The organism is Sphaerisporangium viridialbum (genome assembly GCF_049674955.1).
Lineage (GTDB): Bacteria > Actinomycetota > Actinomycetes > Streptosporangiales > Streptosporangiaceae > Sphaerisporangium > Sphaerisporangium viridialbum.
This window is the reverse complement of sequence record NZ_CP187232.1, coordinates 91,238-107,874: the sequence shown is the minus strand read 5'-3', so window position 1 is coordinate 107,874 and position 16,637 is coordinate 91,238. Positions and strand designations below refer to the sequence as shown.

General features: G+C 70.2%; 15 protein-coding genes. 8 read left to right on the top strand and 7 right to left on the bottom strand.

The window, feature by feature from the left end:
• The first annotated feature begins 203 nt into the window (after window positions 1-203).
• Together ACOZ38_RS00550 and ACOZ38_RS00545 are read left to right on the top strand one after the other, a co-directional pair.
• Window positions 204-1,160, top strand: a complete 957-nt coding sequence (locus ACOZ38_RS00550; protein ID WP_424527875.1) for an ATP-binding protein — start codon at window positions 204-206, stop codon at window positions 1,158-1,160.
• Between the two features lie 100 nt (window positions 1,161-1,260).
• On the top strand, window positions 1,261-1,647 hold the full coding sequence (locus ACOZ38_RS00545) for an SCO5389 family protein (RefSeq protein WP_405142974.1): 387 nt from the start codon (window positions 1,261-1,263) through the stop codon (window positions 1,645-1,647).
• A gap of 66 nt (window positions 1,648-1,713) precedes the next feature.
• On the opposite strand, the gene ACOZ38_RS00540 is transcribed toward ACOZ38_RS00545, so the two are convergent.
• Entirely contained in the window at window positions 1,714-2,661 is a 948-nt protein-coding gene (locus tag ACOZ38_RS00540) for a LysR family transcriptional regulator (protein WP_424527872.1), read from the bottom strand.
• A gap of 98 nt (window positions 2,662-2,759) precedes the next feature.
• Between ACOZ38_RS00540 and ACOZ38_RS00535 the strand changes: the two genes are divergently transcribed.
• Both ACOZ38_RS00535 and ACOZ38_RS00530 read left to right on the top strand, forming a co-directional pair.
• Window positions 2,760-4,034 (top strand): pyridoxal phosphate-dependent aminotransferase, encoded by a 1,275-nt coding sequence (locus ACOZ38_RS00535; protein ID WP_424536935.1) that lies wholly within the window; start codon window positions 2,760-2,762, stop codon window positions 4,032-4,034.
• Between the two features lie 163 nt (window positions 4,035-4,197).
• Entirely contained in the window at window positions 4,198-4,842 is a 645-nt protein-coding gene (locus tag ACOZ38_RS00530; RefSeq protein WP_405142971.1) for a GNAT family N-acetyltransferase, read from the top strand.
• Between the two features lie 110 nt (window positions 4,843-4,952).
• Here the strand turns inward: ACOZ38_RS00530 and ACOZ38_RS00525 are convergent, their stop codons facing one another.
• Complete coding sequence (locus ACOZ38_RS00525) at window positions 4,953-5,438, bottom strand: hypothetical protein (RefSeq protein WP_424527870.1); 486 nt, start codon at window positions 5,436-5,438, stop codon at window positions 4,953-4,955.
• A 441-nt stretch (window positions 5,439-5,879) separates the two neighbouring features.
• Between ACOZ38_RS00525 and ACOZ38_RS00520 the strand changes: the two genes are divergently transcribed.
• Window positions 5,880-8,855 carry an AfsR/SARP family transcriptional regulator gene (locus ACOZ38_RS00520; RefSeq protein WP_424527868.1) on the top strand — a complete coding sequence of 992 codons (2,976 nt, stop codon included), beginning with the start codon at window positions 5,880-5,882 and terminating at the stop codon, window positions 8,853-8,855.
• Between the two features lie 589 nt (window positions 8,856-9,444).
• The gene (locus ACOZ38_RS00515; protein ID WP_405142966.1) at window positions 9,445-9,666 is read left to right on the top strand and encodes a hypothetical protein; all 222 of its coding nucleotides are present in this window, start codon (window positions 9,445-9,447) and stop codon (window positions 9,664-9,666) included.
• A 51-nt stretch (window positions 9,667-9,717) separates the two neighbouring features.
• Here the strand turns inward: ACOZ38_RS00515 and ACOZ38_RS00510 are convergent, their stop codons facing one another.
• The 4 genes from ACOZ38_RS00510 to ACOZ38_RS00495 all read right to left on the bottom strand — a co-directional run bounded on the left by ACOZ38_RS00510 (window position 9,718) and on the right by ACOZ38_RS00495 (window position 14,285).
• Window positions 9,718-10,569 (bottom strand): LLM class flavin-dependent oxidoreductase, encoded by an 852-nt coding sequence (locus ACOZ38_RS00510; protein WP_405142964.1) that lies wholly within the window; start codon window positions 10,567-10,569, stop codon window positions 9,718-9,720.
• Between the two features lie 158 nt (window positions 10,570-10,727).
• A complete protein-coding gene (locus ACOZ38_RS00505) occupies window positions 10,728-13,007 on the bottom strand; it encodes a polysaccharide lyase 8 family protein (RefSeq protein ID WP_424527865.1) in 2,280 nt (759 codons plus the stop codon).
• 30 nt (window positions 13,008-13,037) lie between these two features.
• Window positions 13,038-13,628: a TetR/AcrR family transcriptional regulator gene (locus ACOZ38_RS00500; protein WP_424527863.1), complete on the bottom strand. Its 591-nt coding sequence runs from the start codon at window positions 13,626-13,628 to the stop codon at window positions 13,038-13,040.
• A gap of 120 nt (window positions 13,629-13,748) precedes the next feature.
• The gene (locus tag ACOZ38_RS00495; protein ID WP_424527861.1) at window positions 13,749-14,285 is read right to left on the bottom strand and encodes an N-acetyltransferase family protein; all 537 of its coding nucleotides are present in this window, start codon (window positions 14,283-14,285) and stop codon (window positions 13,749-13,751) included.
• 67 nt (window positions 14,286-14,352) lie between these two features.
• Between ACOZ38_RS00495 and ACOZ38_RS00490 the strand changes: the two genes are divergently transcribed.
• Window positions 14,353-14,844 (top strand): winged helix-turn-helix transcriptional regulator, encoded by a 492-nt coding sequence (locus ACOZ38_RS00490; protein WP_424527859.1) that lies wholly within the window; start codon window positions 14,353-14,355, stop codon window positions 14,842-14,844.
• 9 nt (window positions 14,845-14,853) lie between these two features.
• Here ACOZ38_RS00490 and ACOZ38_RS00485 read toward each other — a convergent pair whose 3' ends face one another.
• Complete coding sequence (locus ACOZ38_RS00485; protein WP_424527857.1) at window positions 14,854-15,504, bottom strand: VC0807 family protein; 651 nt, start codon at window positions 15,502-15,504, stop codon at window positions 14,854-14,856.
• Between the two features lie 251 nt (window positions 15,505-15,755).
• On the opposite strand from ACOZ38_RS00485, the gene ACOZ38_RS00480 reads away from it, so the two are divergent.
• On the top strand, window positions 15,756-16,553 hold the full coding sequence (locus ACOZ38_RS00480; protein ID WP_424527855.1) for an SURF1 family protein: 798 nt from the start codon (window positions 15,756-15,758) through the stop codon (window positions 16,551-16,553).
• Window positions 16,554-16,637 lie beyond the last annotated feature (84 nt).

The window sequence follows — 16,637 nt, the reverse complement described above, 5'->3', positions numbered from 1 at the left end:
GTCACCCCTCAGTAAGTGCCGCAGGACGACAGGAACCCTACTCAACCTCAGGGGTCCACGGTGACCAACGGCCGCCTCCTGTGGACAACCGTGACAAGGACCAGGTCGGCGAGGTCATGAACCGCTGAAGAAGGGCCTGGCGCGTGGCATGATGAGGCGCTCGGTACTTGCAATGGTTTTCATAATCAGATTGGATCCGACATATGAGAGTTGCCTTCGTCGGCAAGGGCGGGAGCGGCAAGACAACGCTTTCGTCCCTGTTCGCCAGGTATGCAGCGCGGCAGGGCGGCCAGGTGGTCGCCATCGACGCGGACATCAACCAGCATCTGGGGCTGGTGCTCGGGCTCGGCCCGTCGGCGCTGCCCCGCCCGCTGGGCGCCCATATAAGCGAGATCAAGGAGTACCTGCGGGGCGACAACCCCCGGGTCACCTCGGCCGCGTCCATGGTCAAGACCACCCCGCCCGGCCGGGGCTCGCGGCTGGTGAGCGTCACCGATCCCTTCTTCATGGAGCGGTTCGCCACGAGCGTGCAGGGATTCCAGCTGATGGTCACCGGCCCCTTCAGCGAGGACGACCTCGGTGTGGCGTGCTACCACTCCAAGGTCGGCGCGGTGGAGCTGTTCCTCAACCACCTCGTCGACGGGCCCGAAGAGCACGTCATCGTCGACATGACCGCCGGCGGCGACTCCTTCGCCTCCGGGCTGTTCACCCGGTTCGACATGACCTTCCTGGTCGCCGAGCCGACCCGGCAGGGCGTGAGCGTCTACCGCCAGTACCGCGACCACGCCCGCGACTTCGACGTGCCGATCGCGGTGGTCGGCAACAAGGTCCACTCCGAGACCGACGTCGCCTTCCTCCGCGAGCAGGTCGGCGACGACCTGCTGGTGTGCCTGGACCACTCGCCGGCCGTCCGCTCCATGGAGCAGGGCCGCGCGTTCACCCTCGACGACCTCGAACCGGCCAACCGGGAGGCCCTCACGGTGCTCATGAGCCACCTGCGCGCCCAGAAGAAGGACTGGGAGAGGTTCGGCCGCCAGGCGATCGAGTTCCACACCCGCAACGCGCGGGCGTGGGCCAACCGCGCCACCGGCGAGGACCTCCTCCAGCAGATCGACCACGACTTCGTCTTCGGCGAGCGGCCGACCGTCGCGGCCGGATGACGCGCCGAGCGCCTACGCGACTGTCCCCATCACGCCACCTGGAGTCGTGCCCACACGACGCCTAACGTCGAAATCGTCCCTCTCGAGAGGAGAACCAAGCATGTCGCTGACCGTTCCGAACGAGCTCATCGACCAGGCCCGCGCGGGTGAGGTCGACGACGAGGCGTTCCTCGCCTGCGTCCGCGACTCACTCCCGTACGCCTGGGCCCTGATCACCGGGCTGGTCCGGCAACGCCAGGAGAGCGGCGCCGAGTTCGCGGACAACCACACGCCACCGCCGGACGAGGCCGCGCGCGGCCAGCTCCTGCGGTGCCTGGCCAGTGACGCCATGCGCGGTGCGCTGGAGCGTCACTTCGGCGTGCGGCTCGCCTTCCAGAACTGCCACCGCGTCGCCGTGTTCGACCCGACGGCCGAGAAGGCGCACGCGGAGTTCGTCACCGCGCGCGCCCAGATCCTCAACCAGCAGCCCGAGCTGGTCGACTGCTAACGCCGGCCGCGGCACAGCACTCCGTACGGCTCCCGCCGGCCACCGCGGCGGGAGCCGTACGCCGTTTCACACCGGATCGGCGGAGAAGCGCACCGGGGCCAGATCGGCGGCCAGGTAGCGCGCCGCCACGTGCAGCGCCCGCAGGGTCGCGGCCACCGACGGGCGGTTCACGCTCGACGCCCTGACCACGGCCTGCACCTCGCGGGTGACCGGGTTGCCGGGGAACTCCCGCACCGCGACGCCCCGCACTCCAGCGGCCAGCGCGAGGGCGGGCACGGCGGCGATGCCGATGCCCTTGGCCACGAGGCTCAGGATGGTCCCGAGGCCCTCGAACTCCCACGGCACCGGGTGGGCGCCTCCCACTTCGGAGAGCAGCCTGTCCACCGCCATGCGGGAGGGCTCGCCGTCCGGCGTCGCCATCCACGGCTCGTCACGCAGCGCCCACAGGTCCACCGGCACCGAAGGGTCGGCCATGCGGTGCCGCCGTGGCACGACCAGCACGAGCGGGTCCACGAGCAGCGGCATCACGCGCAACGCCTCGGTGCCCCGCGCGCGGATGCTCCCGTACCAGTCGTCCACGAGCGCGATGTCGACCTCGCCCGCCCGCACCTCTCGCATGCCACGCCCGGAGCGACTCTGCCGTAGCCGCAGGGACAGGGACGTGTGGCGGCGCAGTGACCTGGCGAGCACCGGCGCGAACGCGACCGCCGCCGTCGGGAAGGCGGTCACCACGACGCGGCCGGAAGGAGTGGCCGCGTGGGCGGACAGGTCGGACTCGGCCGTCTCCACCATGGCGAGGATCCGCTCGGCGTGCTCGACGAGACGGTGCCCCGCGTCCGTGAGCTCGGCGCTCCGGGACGTACGGTCCAGCAGAACCGAGCCCGTCTCGCGTTCCAGGGCCGCGAGTTGCTGGGACACGGCCGACGCGCTGTACCCGAGCGAGGCGGCGGTCGCGGCGATACTCCCTCTGCGCGCGAACTCACACAGCAACGCCAGGCGCCGGAGATCGAGCATCGGTTCTCCTTATGGTCACCCACGAAAAGCCTCGCTTGTACTGATGGGTGTACCCGCTCAAGCTTGGGGACGTTCCCCGGTACTAGGAGGTTATGACCGTGAACATCACGCTTTCTGCCACTCTGGCGGCTAATGAGGACATTGCCCGAAGACGCCGCGCCGGGCAGCGGGTTCTGAACCTGGCCTTCGGCGAGGCCGGCCTTCCCGTCCACCCGGCACTGCGCGAGCGCCTGGCCGGGGCCTCGCAGGAGAACGGCTACGGACCGGTCGCGGGCGCCCTCGGCCTCCGCGAGGCGGCGGCGGGCTACTGGGCCAGGCGCGGCCTGCCCACCGACCCCGAACTGGTCGTCTGCGGCCCAGGTAGCAAGCCGCTCCTCTACGCGCTCCTGCTCGCGATCGGCGGCGACATCGTGCTGCCGATGCCGAGCTGGGTGAGCTACGCGGCCCAGGCCGATCTCGCGGGCGTCCGCCCGATCCTGGTACCTGCGCCTCCCGGCGAGGGGGGGACGCCGGACCCGGACCAGGTGGCGGGTGCCGTCCTGCACGCGCGCGCCCAGGGCCGCACGGTCAACTCGGTCCTGCTGACGCTGCCCGACAACCCGACGGGGAGGCTGGCGACCCCGGAGACCGTCGCCCGTCTCGCGCAGACCGCCCGGGACCTGGACCTGATGATCATCTCGGACGAGATCTACCGCGACCTCGTCCACGACCAGAGCGAGGCCTTCCTCAGCCCGGCCGACATCGCGCCCGAGCGCACCATCATCACCAGCGGGCTGAGCAAGAGCCTCGCGATCGGCGGGTGGCGCATCGGGGTGGCACGGCTCACGTCGGTTCCCCTGCGTGACACCCTGCTCGCCATCGCCTCCGAGATCTGGTCGAGCCCGGCCGCCCCGGTGCAGCACGCGGCGGCGTACGCGTACACCGAGCCGCCCGAGCTGGTCGAGCGCGTCACCGCGAGCAGGCGGCTTCACGGCGTCGTGGCGCGGGCGGTGGCCGACCGTTTCGCGAGGGCGGGCGCCCACCTGGCGCACCCGCAGGGCGGGTTCTACCTCTACCCCGACCTCGCGCCCCTGCGGCGGTTCACCACCTCGGCCGAGCTCGCCTCGGCCCTGCTCGACGAGCACGGGGTGGGCGTGCTGCCGGGGTCGGCGTTCGGCGACGCGCCAGGGAACCACCGCGTGCGGGTCGCCACCAGCCTCCTGTACGGCGAGGGCGAGGAGCAGCGGCTCGCCACGCTGGACGCCGAGCGGCCGCTCGATCTGCCATGGGTGGCGGCCTCTCTCGGGCACCTGGAAGAGGCCCTCGCGAGGTTCACGGAAAGGAGGCGGTTCGCCGCCTGGATGCCCGGCTCGCTCGCCCCTGTTACCCCGTGATCTGCATTACCGAAGCTTTACCGTTCGGCCCCTGCGGGCGAGGGTCGATATCACCCGTCTGACCTGCGGTTTCTCGCTTCGGATCACTGCTCTCCCGGACGCCCCCCAAGATGTTCCATCGGATTTGGTGCAGCGTCTACAAGAGAGCCCTCATCATGTGCTCATGCCCGCTTTTGTCACCCTGTCCGGGCGCTCCGTGCGCCTGGAACCTCTCAGCCACGCGGTGGTCGACGACCTGGTCACCGCGGCGAGTGAAGACCGCTCCACGTATGCCTTCACCCGCGTTCCCGTTGGCCGGGAAGAGATGACCTCGTACGTCGAGGCGGCTCTGGCTGAGCAGGCGGAGGGCCGTACCGTGCCCTTCGCCATCCGGTGGCTGCACACCGACAGAATCGTCGGTGCCACCCGTCTCATGCACCTGGAGTACTGGCAGGGCCCCCTGCCCTGGCCTCCCGGCGCGCGGGGCGTGGTGGGCGAGGTCCCGTCCGTGGCGGACATCGGTTACACCTGGCTGGCCGCATCGGCCCAGGGCACCAGCGTGAACCGGGAGAGCAAGTACCTCATGCTCTCGCTCGCCTTCGAGACCTGGCAGGTCCACCGCATCACCCTGAAGGCAGACGTACGCAACGTACGTTCCCGGGCCGCCATCGAGGCCCTCGGCGCACACCTCGACGGGGTGCGGCGGGCGGACAGCCGAGGCGCCGACGACACGGTCCGAGATACCGCCTACTACTCGATCCTCAGCACCGAGTGGCCGCAGGTCCGAGAACGGATGCACGCGAGGCTCGGCCTCGTTGAAGCGGCGTGAGACCCCCGTACCTTCGATGAACCCATGGAACAGACAGCCCGCCCGGTAGCCTTCGCGGCTTCCGGGCGGGCTGCCCTGTTTTCATCGGTCCTTGGGTTCAGCGGTGAGGATCACTGCTCGTCGGCCTCGTAGATGTAGTCCCAACGGCCGCAGTACTTCTTCGTGCCGTGGCTGTTGTCGTAGTAGCAGACCCGGACCTGGATGTTGTCGACGTCGTCCTCGTAGAAGTGGAAGTAGCGGTAGCCGCTGGAGCCGCACTTCTTGGCCCAGTACGTCGAGTCGTCGCCGTCGGAGTTCTCGAACTTCACCTGGACGTAGCCGCAGAGCCAGTTCGGGGAGTTCTTGTCGTACAGCTTGCCCTCGACGTGGAAGCTGCCGTCGTTGTCCTCGTAGACGTGGCCCTTGGCCTTGGCGCGCGAGCCGTTGAAGTACTTGGAGTAGTCGTAGCCCCAGAAGTCGTCGAAATCGAGACTGGAGGCGGACGCGGTCTTCGTCGTGGTCGCCGCACTGGCCGAGGAAGCCATGGCGGGAATTCCGACGACGAGGACGGCGGAGGCGGCGGCGAGACCGAGCATGTTGCGGATCGAGCGGCGCATGATGGTTCTCCTGAAATGAGGGGCTCCCCGGATTCCTGGCTGCCCGGGGCTTATGTCCAAGTGATAGAACCCATCGCCTGCAGGGCGCTTACAACGGCCTTACCTCCGCCTGCAAGGCGCTTGAGCCGGCCCCGCCGGATCGGGGTCGAGCACCCGACCCGGCATCGACGGCCGGTGTCTTACGTGACCGCCCCCGCTCAGGGGCCACGCTCAACTGGCCTCAGCATGGAGTCTTGCGTTCAACGCCAGATCAACGGGGAATCAACGCGCGGATTAACGCCAAGGCACTCGCATATGGCAGAAAGCATCTGGGGAACTATCATTTGCCTATAAAACTGTGTTTAAGGGTGGGGTATTAGGAAAATGGCTGGTCAAGGCACTGAGGCTGGCCTTCGTTTCGCCGTACTCGGACCAGTCCAGGCGTGGCTGGACGGCCGGGAGGTGGAGCTCGGCACGCCTCTGCAACGGTCCATCCTGGCCATGCTGCTGCTCCGCGAGGGCCGTGCGGTGACCCCGATGGAGATGATCGACGCGGTCTGGGGGGAGGACGCTCCGCCCCGGGCGCTGGGCGCGCTGCGCACGTACGTCTCCAGGCTGCGGGCCGTGCTGGAGCCCGACCGCTCGCCTCGCATGCGCCCCGAGCTGCTCACCTCGGTCGGGCGGGGCTACGCCCTGCGGCTGGCGCCCGGCACCCTCGACCTGGCCGTGTTCGAGCGCCGCGCCGCCGACGCCGAGACGCAGCGCAGGGCGGGCGACCTGGCGGGCGCCGCCGAGACCGTGCGCGAGGCGCTGGCGCTGTGGTCGGGCGAGCCGCTCGCCGGCGCCGTCGGGCCGTACGCCGAGAGCCAGCGGGGCAGGCTGGTCGAGCGCCGCATCGGCGTCGTCGAGACCCTGATGGAGCTGGACCTGGAGCTCGGACGGCACGCCGACGTCATCCCCGAGCTGATCTCGCTGACGGCCGAGCACCCGCTCAGGGAACGCCTGCGCGGCCAGCTCATGCTCGCCTACTACCGGTGCGGCCGGCAGGGGGACGCGCTCACCGTGTTCACCGACACCCGGCACGCGCTGGTCGAAGAACTCGGCATCGACCCTGGACACGAGCTGGCGTCCCTCCACCAGCGCATCCTCGCCGCCGATCCGCGGCTCGCGTGGACGCGCGCGGAGCCCGTACGCCGAGAGCCGGCCACCCGGGGCGCCGGGGACGAAGGGGAGCCCGGGGGCCCGGGCAGGCCGGGCGAGGCGGCCGGTGCCGGCACGGACAAGGCCGAGCACGACGTCCTCCACGAGATGCCCCGCCCGGCGCAGCTCCCCGCCGCCGTCAACGACTTCACCGGTCGCAGGGAGGTCGTCAACCGGCTGCGCACGCTGCTGACCAGCGTCAGCGGCAGCGAAGGCGTGCCGGTCGCGGCCGTGTCGGGCATCGGCGGGGTCGGCAAGACGACCCTGGCCGTGCACGTGGCGCACTCCGTGCACGAGGTGTTCCCCGACGGCCAGCTCTACGCCGACCTGCGCGGGTACGGCGAGGAGCCGACGGCTCCCGAGTCCGTGCTCGCGGCGTTCCTGCGCGCGCTCGGCATCCCCGTCGACGTCATCCCCGACGGGCTGTCCGAGCGCGGCGCGCTGTTCCGGTCGCTGCTCGCCGAACGGCGCATGATCGTCCTGCTCGACAACGCCCGCGACGCCGAGCAGGTGGAGCACCTCCTGCCGGGCACGGCGGGCTGCGCGGCCATCATCACGAGCCGCGTCAAGCTGGCGGACCTGCCCTCTGCCCGGCTGCTCGACCTCGAGGTCATGGAGCCCGAGGAGGCCCTGAGCCTGTTCTCGGCCGTCGCCGGTCCCGAGCGCGTCGCCGTCGAGCGCGCCGCCGCGATGGACGTGGTGGCCATATGCGGATTCCTGCCGCTCGCCGTCCGCATCGTGGCCGCCAGGCTCGCGGCCAGGCCGTCGTGGACGGTCGCCTCCCTCTCGCCCCGGCTCGCCGACGAGCGCCGCCGCCTGGACGAGATGCGCATCGGCCACCTCGCCGTGGACGCCACCTTCGCGCTCGGCTACGGCCACCTCGAACCAGGGCAGGCCCGGGCGTTCCGGTTGCTCTCGCTGCCGAACGGCCCGGACATCTCCGTGCAGGCCGCCGCGGCGGTGCTGTCGCTGAGCACGATCGAGACCGAGGACATGCTGGAGTCCCTGGTCGACGTCAGCCTGCTGGAGGCCCCCGCTCCCGGCCGCTACCGCTTCCACGACCTGCTCCGGCTCTTCGCGCGCAAACAGGCGGAGGTGAGCGAGGACCCGAGCGCCGGCGCCCTCGCCTTGCGGCGGCTGCTCGGGTTCTACCTGGCGTCGGCCCAGGCGGCGCACCGGCTGGCGTACGAGGGCAGCGTGATCTCCGACCACCTGGTGTCCACGGGCATCACGGGACGGAGCTTCGGGGGCGCCGACGAGGCCGTGGCCTGGCTCACCATCGAGGCCGAGGCGCTGTTCGCCGCGATCGGGCAGATGGCCGAGATCGTCCCGACTCACGAAACCCTGCTGCCCGCCGCGGACCTGCTCGTCGCCATGGAGCCGCTGCTGGAGTCGGGGGCGTACGTCCGCGAGTTCGCCGGCCGTACGGGCGCGGTGCTGTCGGCCGCGCAGGCCATCGGCGACAAGTCCAGCGAGCTGCGCTGCAGGTACGTCCTCGGGCGGGTGCTGTTCGGGGCCAACCGGCTCAGCGACGCCGAGGAGCAGTTCCGCGCCGCCCTGGCGCTGTCGGAGACCACCGGCGACCGCATCGTCACCGGCGAGATCTTCAACGCGCTCGCGGTGGTCGCCGGGCGGCAGCGGCGGCACGAAGAGGCTCTGACCTGGTACGACTCCGCGCTCAAGGCGTACAGGGAGATCGGCGCCGCCGCCGGAGAGGCGCTCGTGGCGAGCTACTCCGCCCGTGACCATCTCGGGCTCGGCCACCCCGAGGAGGCGATCGCCGCCGCCGAACGCGGCCTGGCGATCTTCTCCGAGCTGGGCAGCGGGGCGGGCACGGCACGCGCGCGCTACCACCTCGGCATCGTCCTCTCCCGGGTGGGACGGCTCACCGAGGCGGTCGTCCACCACGCCGAGTGCCTCGACTTCTTCCGCGCCGGCAACCAGAAGGTGTGGGAGCAGCGGGTGTGCTGCAGGCTGGCCGAGACCTTCATCGCCGCCGGGCGCTACCAGGACGCGGCGCGGCACGCCGAGCAGGCGCTCACGCTGAGCAGGGAGATCGGTCATCCGTACGGTGAGGCGTTGTCGCTGACCGTGCTAGGGCGGGCCCTCGCCGGGCTGGGCAGTGTCCGGCGGAGCGGCGACTGCCTCAAACGCGCCCTGGACATCTTCACCCGCCTCGGCTCCCCCGAGGCCGAGGACCTGCGCGCCCTCCTGAAGCTCGACCAGGTCAGCGATTAGCTCCCGGACGCCGTAGGAAGGGTCGTCGTCCAATCGCGTCATCCACACGTGGTTGATCACTTATGGTCACCATGTCCCGTTCGATGGGGGACTAAGGAATTAATCCTTTATTTATGAGTGATTCGGGAAATGCCGATGAGCGCTTGCTTTGAGTGCTTCTAGATGCCCGGCCGGTCGTCTAGCCGCCGCTCGGCGCCAGGGGGCCCGGTGTTTGCCGGAGGCGCCTCGCGGCGGCCGGCCGCCTTACGATGACGACCGGCCGGACGTCGACACGGATCTCGAACCCCCCAAGCTCCGTGCCCACATCCACAGCCTTCCGCCTGGCGTTCAACATCTGATCAACGCCCGATCAACACCCAAAAAGCACGACAAAGCACCAGGTAGAACCGTGATTCAATGACCTGGAGCGCCGGGAACTCAAGTCGTTCGCAAGCCGCGGGTAAGCGGGTACAGATACGACTGGGGCGTACGCCACCCGCACCAGAAATGTTCCAAGGAGCGGATCTCGATGTTGATCCCGTGCTACGCATGTGAGTCCAGATTCCAGCCGGACGAATATTTTCCCGCGTGCCACGATTACAACCGCGGCATGGATCTCGTCGCGTGGACCTGCCCGAGTTGTGGCAACCGAGATGACCTGAGAGTGCTGCCCGGCGCGATCGGCTTCGGCTACCCGCGCCGCGGGCGCTTCGACGTCCAAGACCGCTTCCAGGTGCCCGGCCTGCGCCGCCACCGCCAGGACCTGCGCCTCGACATCACCCTCGACCAGGAGATCTGGCGCGTCCCCACCCGCCTCCGCCAACTGGCCTAGTACGGCCCCTCAATCCGCCCTCGCCGACATCGGCCGACCGGCAACGAACGATCAGGGCAAGATGTCGGCGATGCGGTCGATCTGGGCTATGTCGGAGGACCAGCAGTAGAGCATCACCTCGTCGGCGCCGGCGTCGGTGAAGGCCGTGACGGAGCCACGGATCGCCTCCGGTGTGGTGAGCATCCCTGCGACGACCTTGTCCCTGTAGTCGATGAAGTTGTAGTACGCGCTGATGGCCCGGCGAGCCTCGTCCACGACGGGTTCTGGACCGAGTGCCACGTTGGCCTGGGCGACCAGGCGCGGACGACCGGCACGCCCGGCCACCTGCCACGATCTCTCGACCGTGCGGAAGAAGCGGCCCATCTCGTCCGGCGAGAACATCGCGCCGAGGAACCCGTCGCCCCAGCGGGCGATGCGATCGGCGGTGGCCGGGACGAAGCCGCCGAACAGCACCTCAGGGCCGCCTCGCCGAGCCGGTGCGGGGCCGATCGGCCCGATGCCGTCGCCGTACGCCTCGCCCGACCAGACGCGTCGCAGGGTCGCCATCTGCTCGTCGAGACGACGGCCGCGACGCCGGTACTCCACACCAGCCGCCCTGAAGTCGTCCTCCCGGACCCCCACCCCGACCCCGAGCGTGAACCGGCCGCCGGAGACGCGATCGAGTGTCGCGGTCTCCTTGGCGAGCAGGGCCGTCTGACGCAGTGGCGCGACCAGCACTTCCGTCATCACCCGGATCCGCGAGGTGGCCCCGGCGATGGCGGCCAGGGTCACCAGGGGCTCCGGGTTGTCGTACACGATGCGATCGAGCAGGCCGAGGGTGCTGAAGGGACCGGCCTCGGCACGACGCGCCCAGGACGCCAACGAGTCGGGTTCGCCGATCGGCAGGCCAAGACCTACGTTCATGAGCCGTTCTACCGTCCTGGTCGAGCGTTCCTCGAAGTAAGCCGTTCTACCGTTGAGCGTTCCTCGAAGACCATGATCGGCGGGATACGCCCACTCTAAACGGGGGCTCGGCGGCGCGCCGGACAGGCTCGCCGCGGGTGAAACGCCGGCTCAGCCCATTAGCCCAGTCGTACTGTGACCGTTTGCGAGCTGCCGCCTCGGTCCGAAAGGCGGCCGAAGGTGAGGGTGAGGCTCGGGCCGGTTGTGGCGTTTGTCAGGAGGGGGTGCCCGTGGAGGAGTTCGGTCACGGGCCGGTCCCAGGTCACGGTCAGCTCGCTCAGGTCGCGCCGGGGATCCGACACGGTCAGCGTCGCCGTGCCGTCGCCGGTCTCCCTGACGAGGACGGCACACGGCGCGGAGGCGGCCAGGCCGCCCGCGGCTCCGTCGTTCCAGAAGTTGACGGCGGTGATCCCGAGAGACGGGACGTGGACTCCCTGCTGACGGCCGGTGTTGACCAGCACGCGCGCCCAGCCGAGATCGGCGGCACGGGCCCGGGTGGTCGCCAGGCTCGCACCCGGCAGGAGCAGGTAGACGTAACCCGCCTCGCTCGGGTCGACCCCGTGGTCCAGCCAGAGGGTCACATAGTTCCGGGTCACCGAGCTTGAGCCGCCGGCGCGTTTCTCGCGCGACGTGTTCAGCCGGGGGCAGGCGGGCACGACATAGCCGCCATGTCCCTCCAGATGCGCCCAGCCCGCCGCGTGATCCACCGTGAGCGGCGCGTCGGTTCTGCGGTTGTCCACGATGGTCTCGACCGGCACGCCGTCCTCACCGGTGATCGCGGCGCCGAGGCACACCACCGCGTCGTCGAGGAAGAACCAGGACTTGAAGGCCTCCATCGTGCTCTCGAAGCCGTTCAGGTGCTGGCCGACCGTCGCGTACACGCCGTCGGTCGCGCCGCCCACCCACCGGCCCGGCGGGCAGGTGCCGCCCCACGCCTCGCCGGCGCCGTCGGCCAGCCGCTTGGTGGAGACGGTCGTGCCGGGCAGGCGGTAGGGGTCGACGGTGGGCCAGAAGGAGTCGGAATACTGGTCGCCGTGGCCCTCGGCCCACCAGTAGAGCATCCCCGAGCCGGTGTGCCAGCCGCGGAGGTTCTCGCCGTTGCCGTGCTCGTAGTGGCCGATGCGGTAGGACGCCATGCTGAGCCCGGCGCACCATCCCGGCCTGCGGTGGACGGCGCGGGCGCTCATCGGGAACAGCCGGTGCCCCACGGGTTCCCCGGCGGCGGGCACCGCGTCGTCGTCCATGATCGCGGCAAGGCGGGCGTGGAACGCCAGGTCGCCGGTCTCGGCCGCCTTGAGCATGGGCTTGGCGGTGTCCCGCAGTGCCCATCCTTTGACCATGCCCTGCCAGCGGGCCCGCTCGGCGGCGGAGGCGGTGTCCCCCAGCAGCAGGATCGAGGAGGCGATCTCGCGTCCCCTCCTGTGGTCGCCGTACGGCTCCCTGGCGATCCCCCGGCCGCGGACCAGGTCCATGCAGAAGCCGTCGTGGACGAACGGGGCGAACGACCTCTCCACCATGTCGAAGATGTTCTGGTGGGTGACCTCCCACGGCGAGCCGCGCAGCACCGCGAACAGCGTCGCCAGCCCGGACAGCAGCGAGGCACCGTACGCGCCCTGATAGGGGATGGACGTGTGCTGGATGAACGAGCCGTCCCGGTAGAACCCGTCGCCCTCGGAGACGTACGGGAAGACCGGGGCGAGCGCCGAGACGGCCAGCGCGGCCTTCCTCGGGTCGGACGCCAGCATGGCGCGCAGCAGCGTCACCATGCACAGGTCGACCCGGTTGGCCCCGGTGCTGGTGCCGCTGTAGTCGTCCAGACGGCATTCGGGGACGAAGTGGTCCACCGCCTCCCGTAGCGCCTGGCTCTGCCCGCCGGTGAGGTGCGGGCCGATCAGCACTGCCGCGTCAAGGAGCGCCTTGGGGACGCCGATCTGCCAGTGCCACCAGTTGCCGGCCTCGTCGGCGTCCGCGGCGTACACCTGCCGCCGGTAGTGGTCGATGCCCGTGGCGACGGCCCCGGCCAGCTTCGCGTCGCCGGTCAGGCCGGTGCCCGGCAGGACGTACACGCGGGCCATGGACAGCAGCCGCCTCGGGGTGGCGACGAACGAGGGGAACGCCAGATCGGGCCAAAGTGACCCGCCGGCCGGCGCCATGGTGTCCCGATATCCGGCCGCCCTCGCCCCCAGCTTCGCCAGCCGGGTCCGGTACGGCTCGGCCCCGGCGTCGAACCCGGACCCCGCCGTCACCTCCCGCCACCGGCGGCGCAGCAGCGCGAAGGAATCATCCCCGGTGCGGACGGGGTGCGCCGCCGGGGCCGGCACTCCGGTCGCCGGGATCAGCGCCCCGGCCGCGGCGACACCGCCGAGCCGAAGAAACAGCCTCCTGGGATACTGATCCACGCGTGCATTATCGCGAAGATCAGCGCGACCTCAGGCGAGGCGGAGGCTGTGCCAGGCGGCCTCGCAGAGCGCCTGGATCTCCTCTTCGGTCGGCTGGTGGGCGCCGGAGAACCACAGGCGGCACATCTCCGTCGCAGGCCCGAGCCACAGGACGTAACACATGGTGGGGTGGACGGGCCGCAGGATGCCGTCCTTCATGTGGGGGCGCCACCAGTCGGACACCTGGCGGAAGAACGCCCTCCGGGACTCCGCGACCTCCGGACCGCCGGGCTCGTTGCGGCGGGGCGGGCGTTCGCTGATCAGGATGCGCGCCCGCTCGGGATGCTCGCCGCACCAGGCCATGTGCATGGCCACGATCGCCTCGATGCCGCCCTGCGCGCTCTCGTGCCGGCACAGCTCGTCGACGAAGGTCTGCTGGTACATGTTCTGGATCTCGGAGTAGAGAACCCCGAACACGTGCTCCTTGCTCGCGAAGTGGTGGTAGAAGCTGCCGACGCTGACCCCGCTCTCCTCGCGGAGGCTGGCGAGCGTGGTGGAGGAGACCCCGTCCTGGCTGAAGCGGCGCAGGGCGCCCTCGATGATCCTGGTGCGGCCGTCTCGCCCGTTCTTCGCGCTCTTCACACTGTCAATGGTGACCCAACAGAACGTTATTCTGCAAACTCCAGAGCCAATTCATCCTAACGACCTTCACCACCGAACGGATCACGTACATTCCCGAATCGCATTCCGAAAGAGGTGATCTCAGCGGCGGTCCGGGTTGCCCAAGAGCGCGCCGATCGGTGCGAGAACCTCGACCGTGCCGGATTCGACGCGCATCTCGGCGTCCGGCCACCAGCGCTTGATCATCGAGAGGACCTTGCGGTTCTCTCCCATGACGTCCATCCCGACCGAGACCGCCCCTCGCGCCACGGCCCGCCGCAGCAGCACCCGTACGAGACGCGACCCGAGTCCCACGCCCTGCCACTCGTCCGCGACCACCACGGCGATCTCGGTGGCGCCGTCCCGCCTGAAGCTCATCGCGTGGCCGATGACCCGGTCGTCCCCGTCCACGGCCAGCAGGACGTCACGGCGGTCGTCCGTCGCGATCAGCGCGCTCACCAGGCGGCGGTTCGGCCGGGTCAGCCCGGCGAAGAAGCGCAGCGTCCGGCTCCTGAGGGAGAGGTCCTCGACGAACGACCTGACCCTCTGCTCGTCGTCCATCCGGGCAGGCCGGATCTCGACCGCCGGGACCGCCGCGTCGGTGGAGACCTGCGGGATCGCCACCTGAGTTCGTGTCATGGACTCAGCCTTTCCCAGCACACCTGAGTCTGTCAACTAGACTTAGGTGGCGTTGGAGGGACGAAAAATGAGCGCCTACGATGCCTTCATGAGCGAGCCGAACCCCTACCGGGTGGAGAACTGCTCGATCGAGCGCACGCTCGCGATCCTCGGCGAGAAGTGGACCTTCCTCGTGCTGAGGGAGGCCTTCAACGGGGTGCGCAGGTTCGCCGACATGCAGGCCGGCACCAGGGCGCCCCGGCAGGTGCTCAGCGCCCGGCTGGCCAAGCTGGTGGAGGAGGGCCTGCTACGCAAGGTTCCGTACCGCGAGCCCGGCCGCCGCAGGCGTGACGAGTACCGCCTGACGCAGAAGGGTCTCGACCTCTATCCGATCATGGTGAGCCTCATGCACTGGGGCGATCACTACATGGCCGACCCGGACGGCCCGCCGGTGGTGCTCACCCACCGGGGCTGCGGCTCGCCCATCGACGTGCGCCTGATCTGCGACGAGGGCCACGAGGTGCCCTCACCCCGCCAGGTCACCCCGAGGCTGGGCCCGGGCGCGCGGCTCGCGGGGTAGGCCGGGGCCTCAGTGCCTCTGTACGGCCCGCAGGACGCGCTTGAAGGCGAGCAGCGAGGCCAGGGCCGCCAGCACCATGAGCAGGGCCACCGCCGCCGTCCTGACGATCAGGTAGGTCTCGATGGACTCGCTGAACAGCAGCCACAGGCTGAGCGAGCCGTTGACGAACTGAACGGTGCCCCACAGCAGCGACAGGTGCACGAAGAACCGGCGCATCCGGGGATGGTGCACCAGGTGGTCGGGCAGCGGCACCAGATCGGTCGTGACCCGCTCGATCAGCGGGCGCGGCGCGGCGGCCGTGCCGAGGAACGCCAGGCTCGCGCAGAACACCCCGAGGGTCGGCTGCAGGAAGTAGATCACGACGTCCCCTGTGACCAGGGCGAGCACCGCCCGCACCGTGATCGCCAGCATGGCGAGCAGGACCGTGCCCGGCACCGTCTTGCGCCTGACCAGCCGCAGCGCGACCCCTCCGTACACCCAGGCCACCGCCATCAGCAGGCCGCCGTGGATGCCCGCGACCAGCAGCCCGGCGTAGAACACGGCCACCGGAAGGATCATGCCCTCCAGCACCCGCGGCACCGCGTGCCGGATCAGGACGGGGATCCTGGGCAACACCGGATGCTGCGCGGGCGACGGCAGCGCGATAGTGGGCACGGTCATGTGGAGAGGGCTCCCGAAGGCCAGAGCGAGGTGCCGGAGACGAATCCAAACGACCGTACGGCATGCCCCAGCCGTCCGCGAGCGGTTCCACGAGATCATGATCAGCCGGTGCCGGGACCTTCACCACACGGCTTGCCAGTGCCCTCCAAGCGGTCCCCGGCGGCGGCGCCGGAGCAGGTCTTCTCGTTACCCGAGGTCGAAGGGCCGCAGGCGAGTCACGGACCGCTCACCTGCTTGCCTAGGCTGAGAGCGTGTACCGGTTCCTCCTGACGCCCCGCTGGCTGGCACTCCACGTGCTGGTCCTGGTGCTCATCCCCTCGTTCGTCTTCCTGGGCAGATGGCAGTTCGGGCGCTACGAGCAGAGGTCCTCCGCGAGCAGCCTCGCGACGGGCAACCTCGCGGCGGCGCCGGTGCCGCTGACCAGCCTCGACGGCCCGGGAGCCGCCGTGCCCGCCTCGGTGAGGTACCGCTCCGTCACCACGACCGGCCGCTACGACCCCTCGCACGAGCTGCTCGTGCGGCGCCGCACCCAGAACAGCCGGCCCGGCTTCTACGTGCTCACTCCGCTGGTCACGGCCGACGGCACCGCCGCCCTCGTCAACAGGGGCTGGGTCAAGATGGGGCCGACCGCGGACGCGCCGCCCGAGGTCCCTCCTCCGCCCTCCGGTGAGGTAAGTGTCACTGGGCGGCTACGCCAGGCCGAGACCGAGGACAGCACCGGCATCACGAACCGCAGCGGCCTCCCGCCCGGCCAGGTGCTGCTGATCAACACCCCTGACCTCGCCAAGACCGTGCCGTACAAGCTGTTCGGCGGGTACGTCGAGCTGACCGAGCAGCGGCCGGGCGCCGCGACCGCGCCCGAGCCGGTCCCCGACCCCGACATCGGCGGTGGCGGCGGGCTCAACCTCGCGTACGGCGTGCAGTGGTGGATGTTCATCGGCATCGCCATCGGAGGGTGGATCATGTTGATCCGCCGCGAGGCGCGCGATCTCAAAGCGGAGCGCGAATCCTCGGCCGACGCCGGAGTCGTCCCCGCCCCCGGCCACTGACCGCCCCCCGGAACCGCCCCCGCGGCCACTGACCGCGCCCGCGCGGCCGTCCCCGGCCGCTGACCGCGAAGCCGTCGCCCAGGA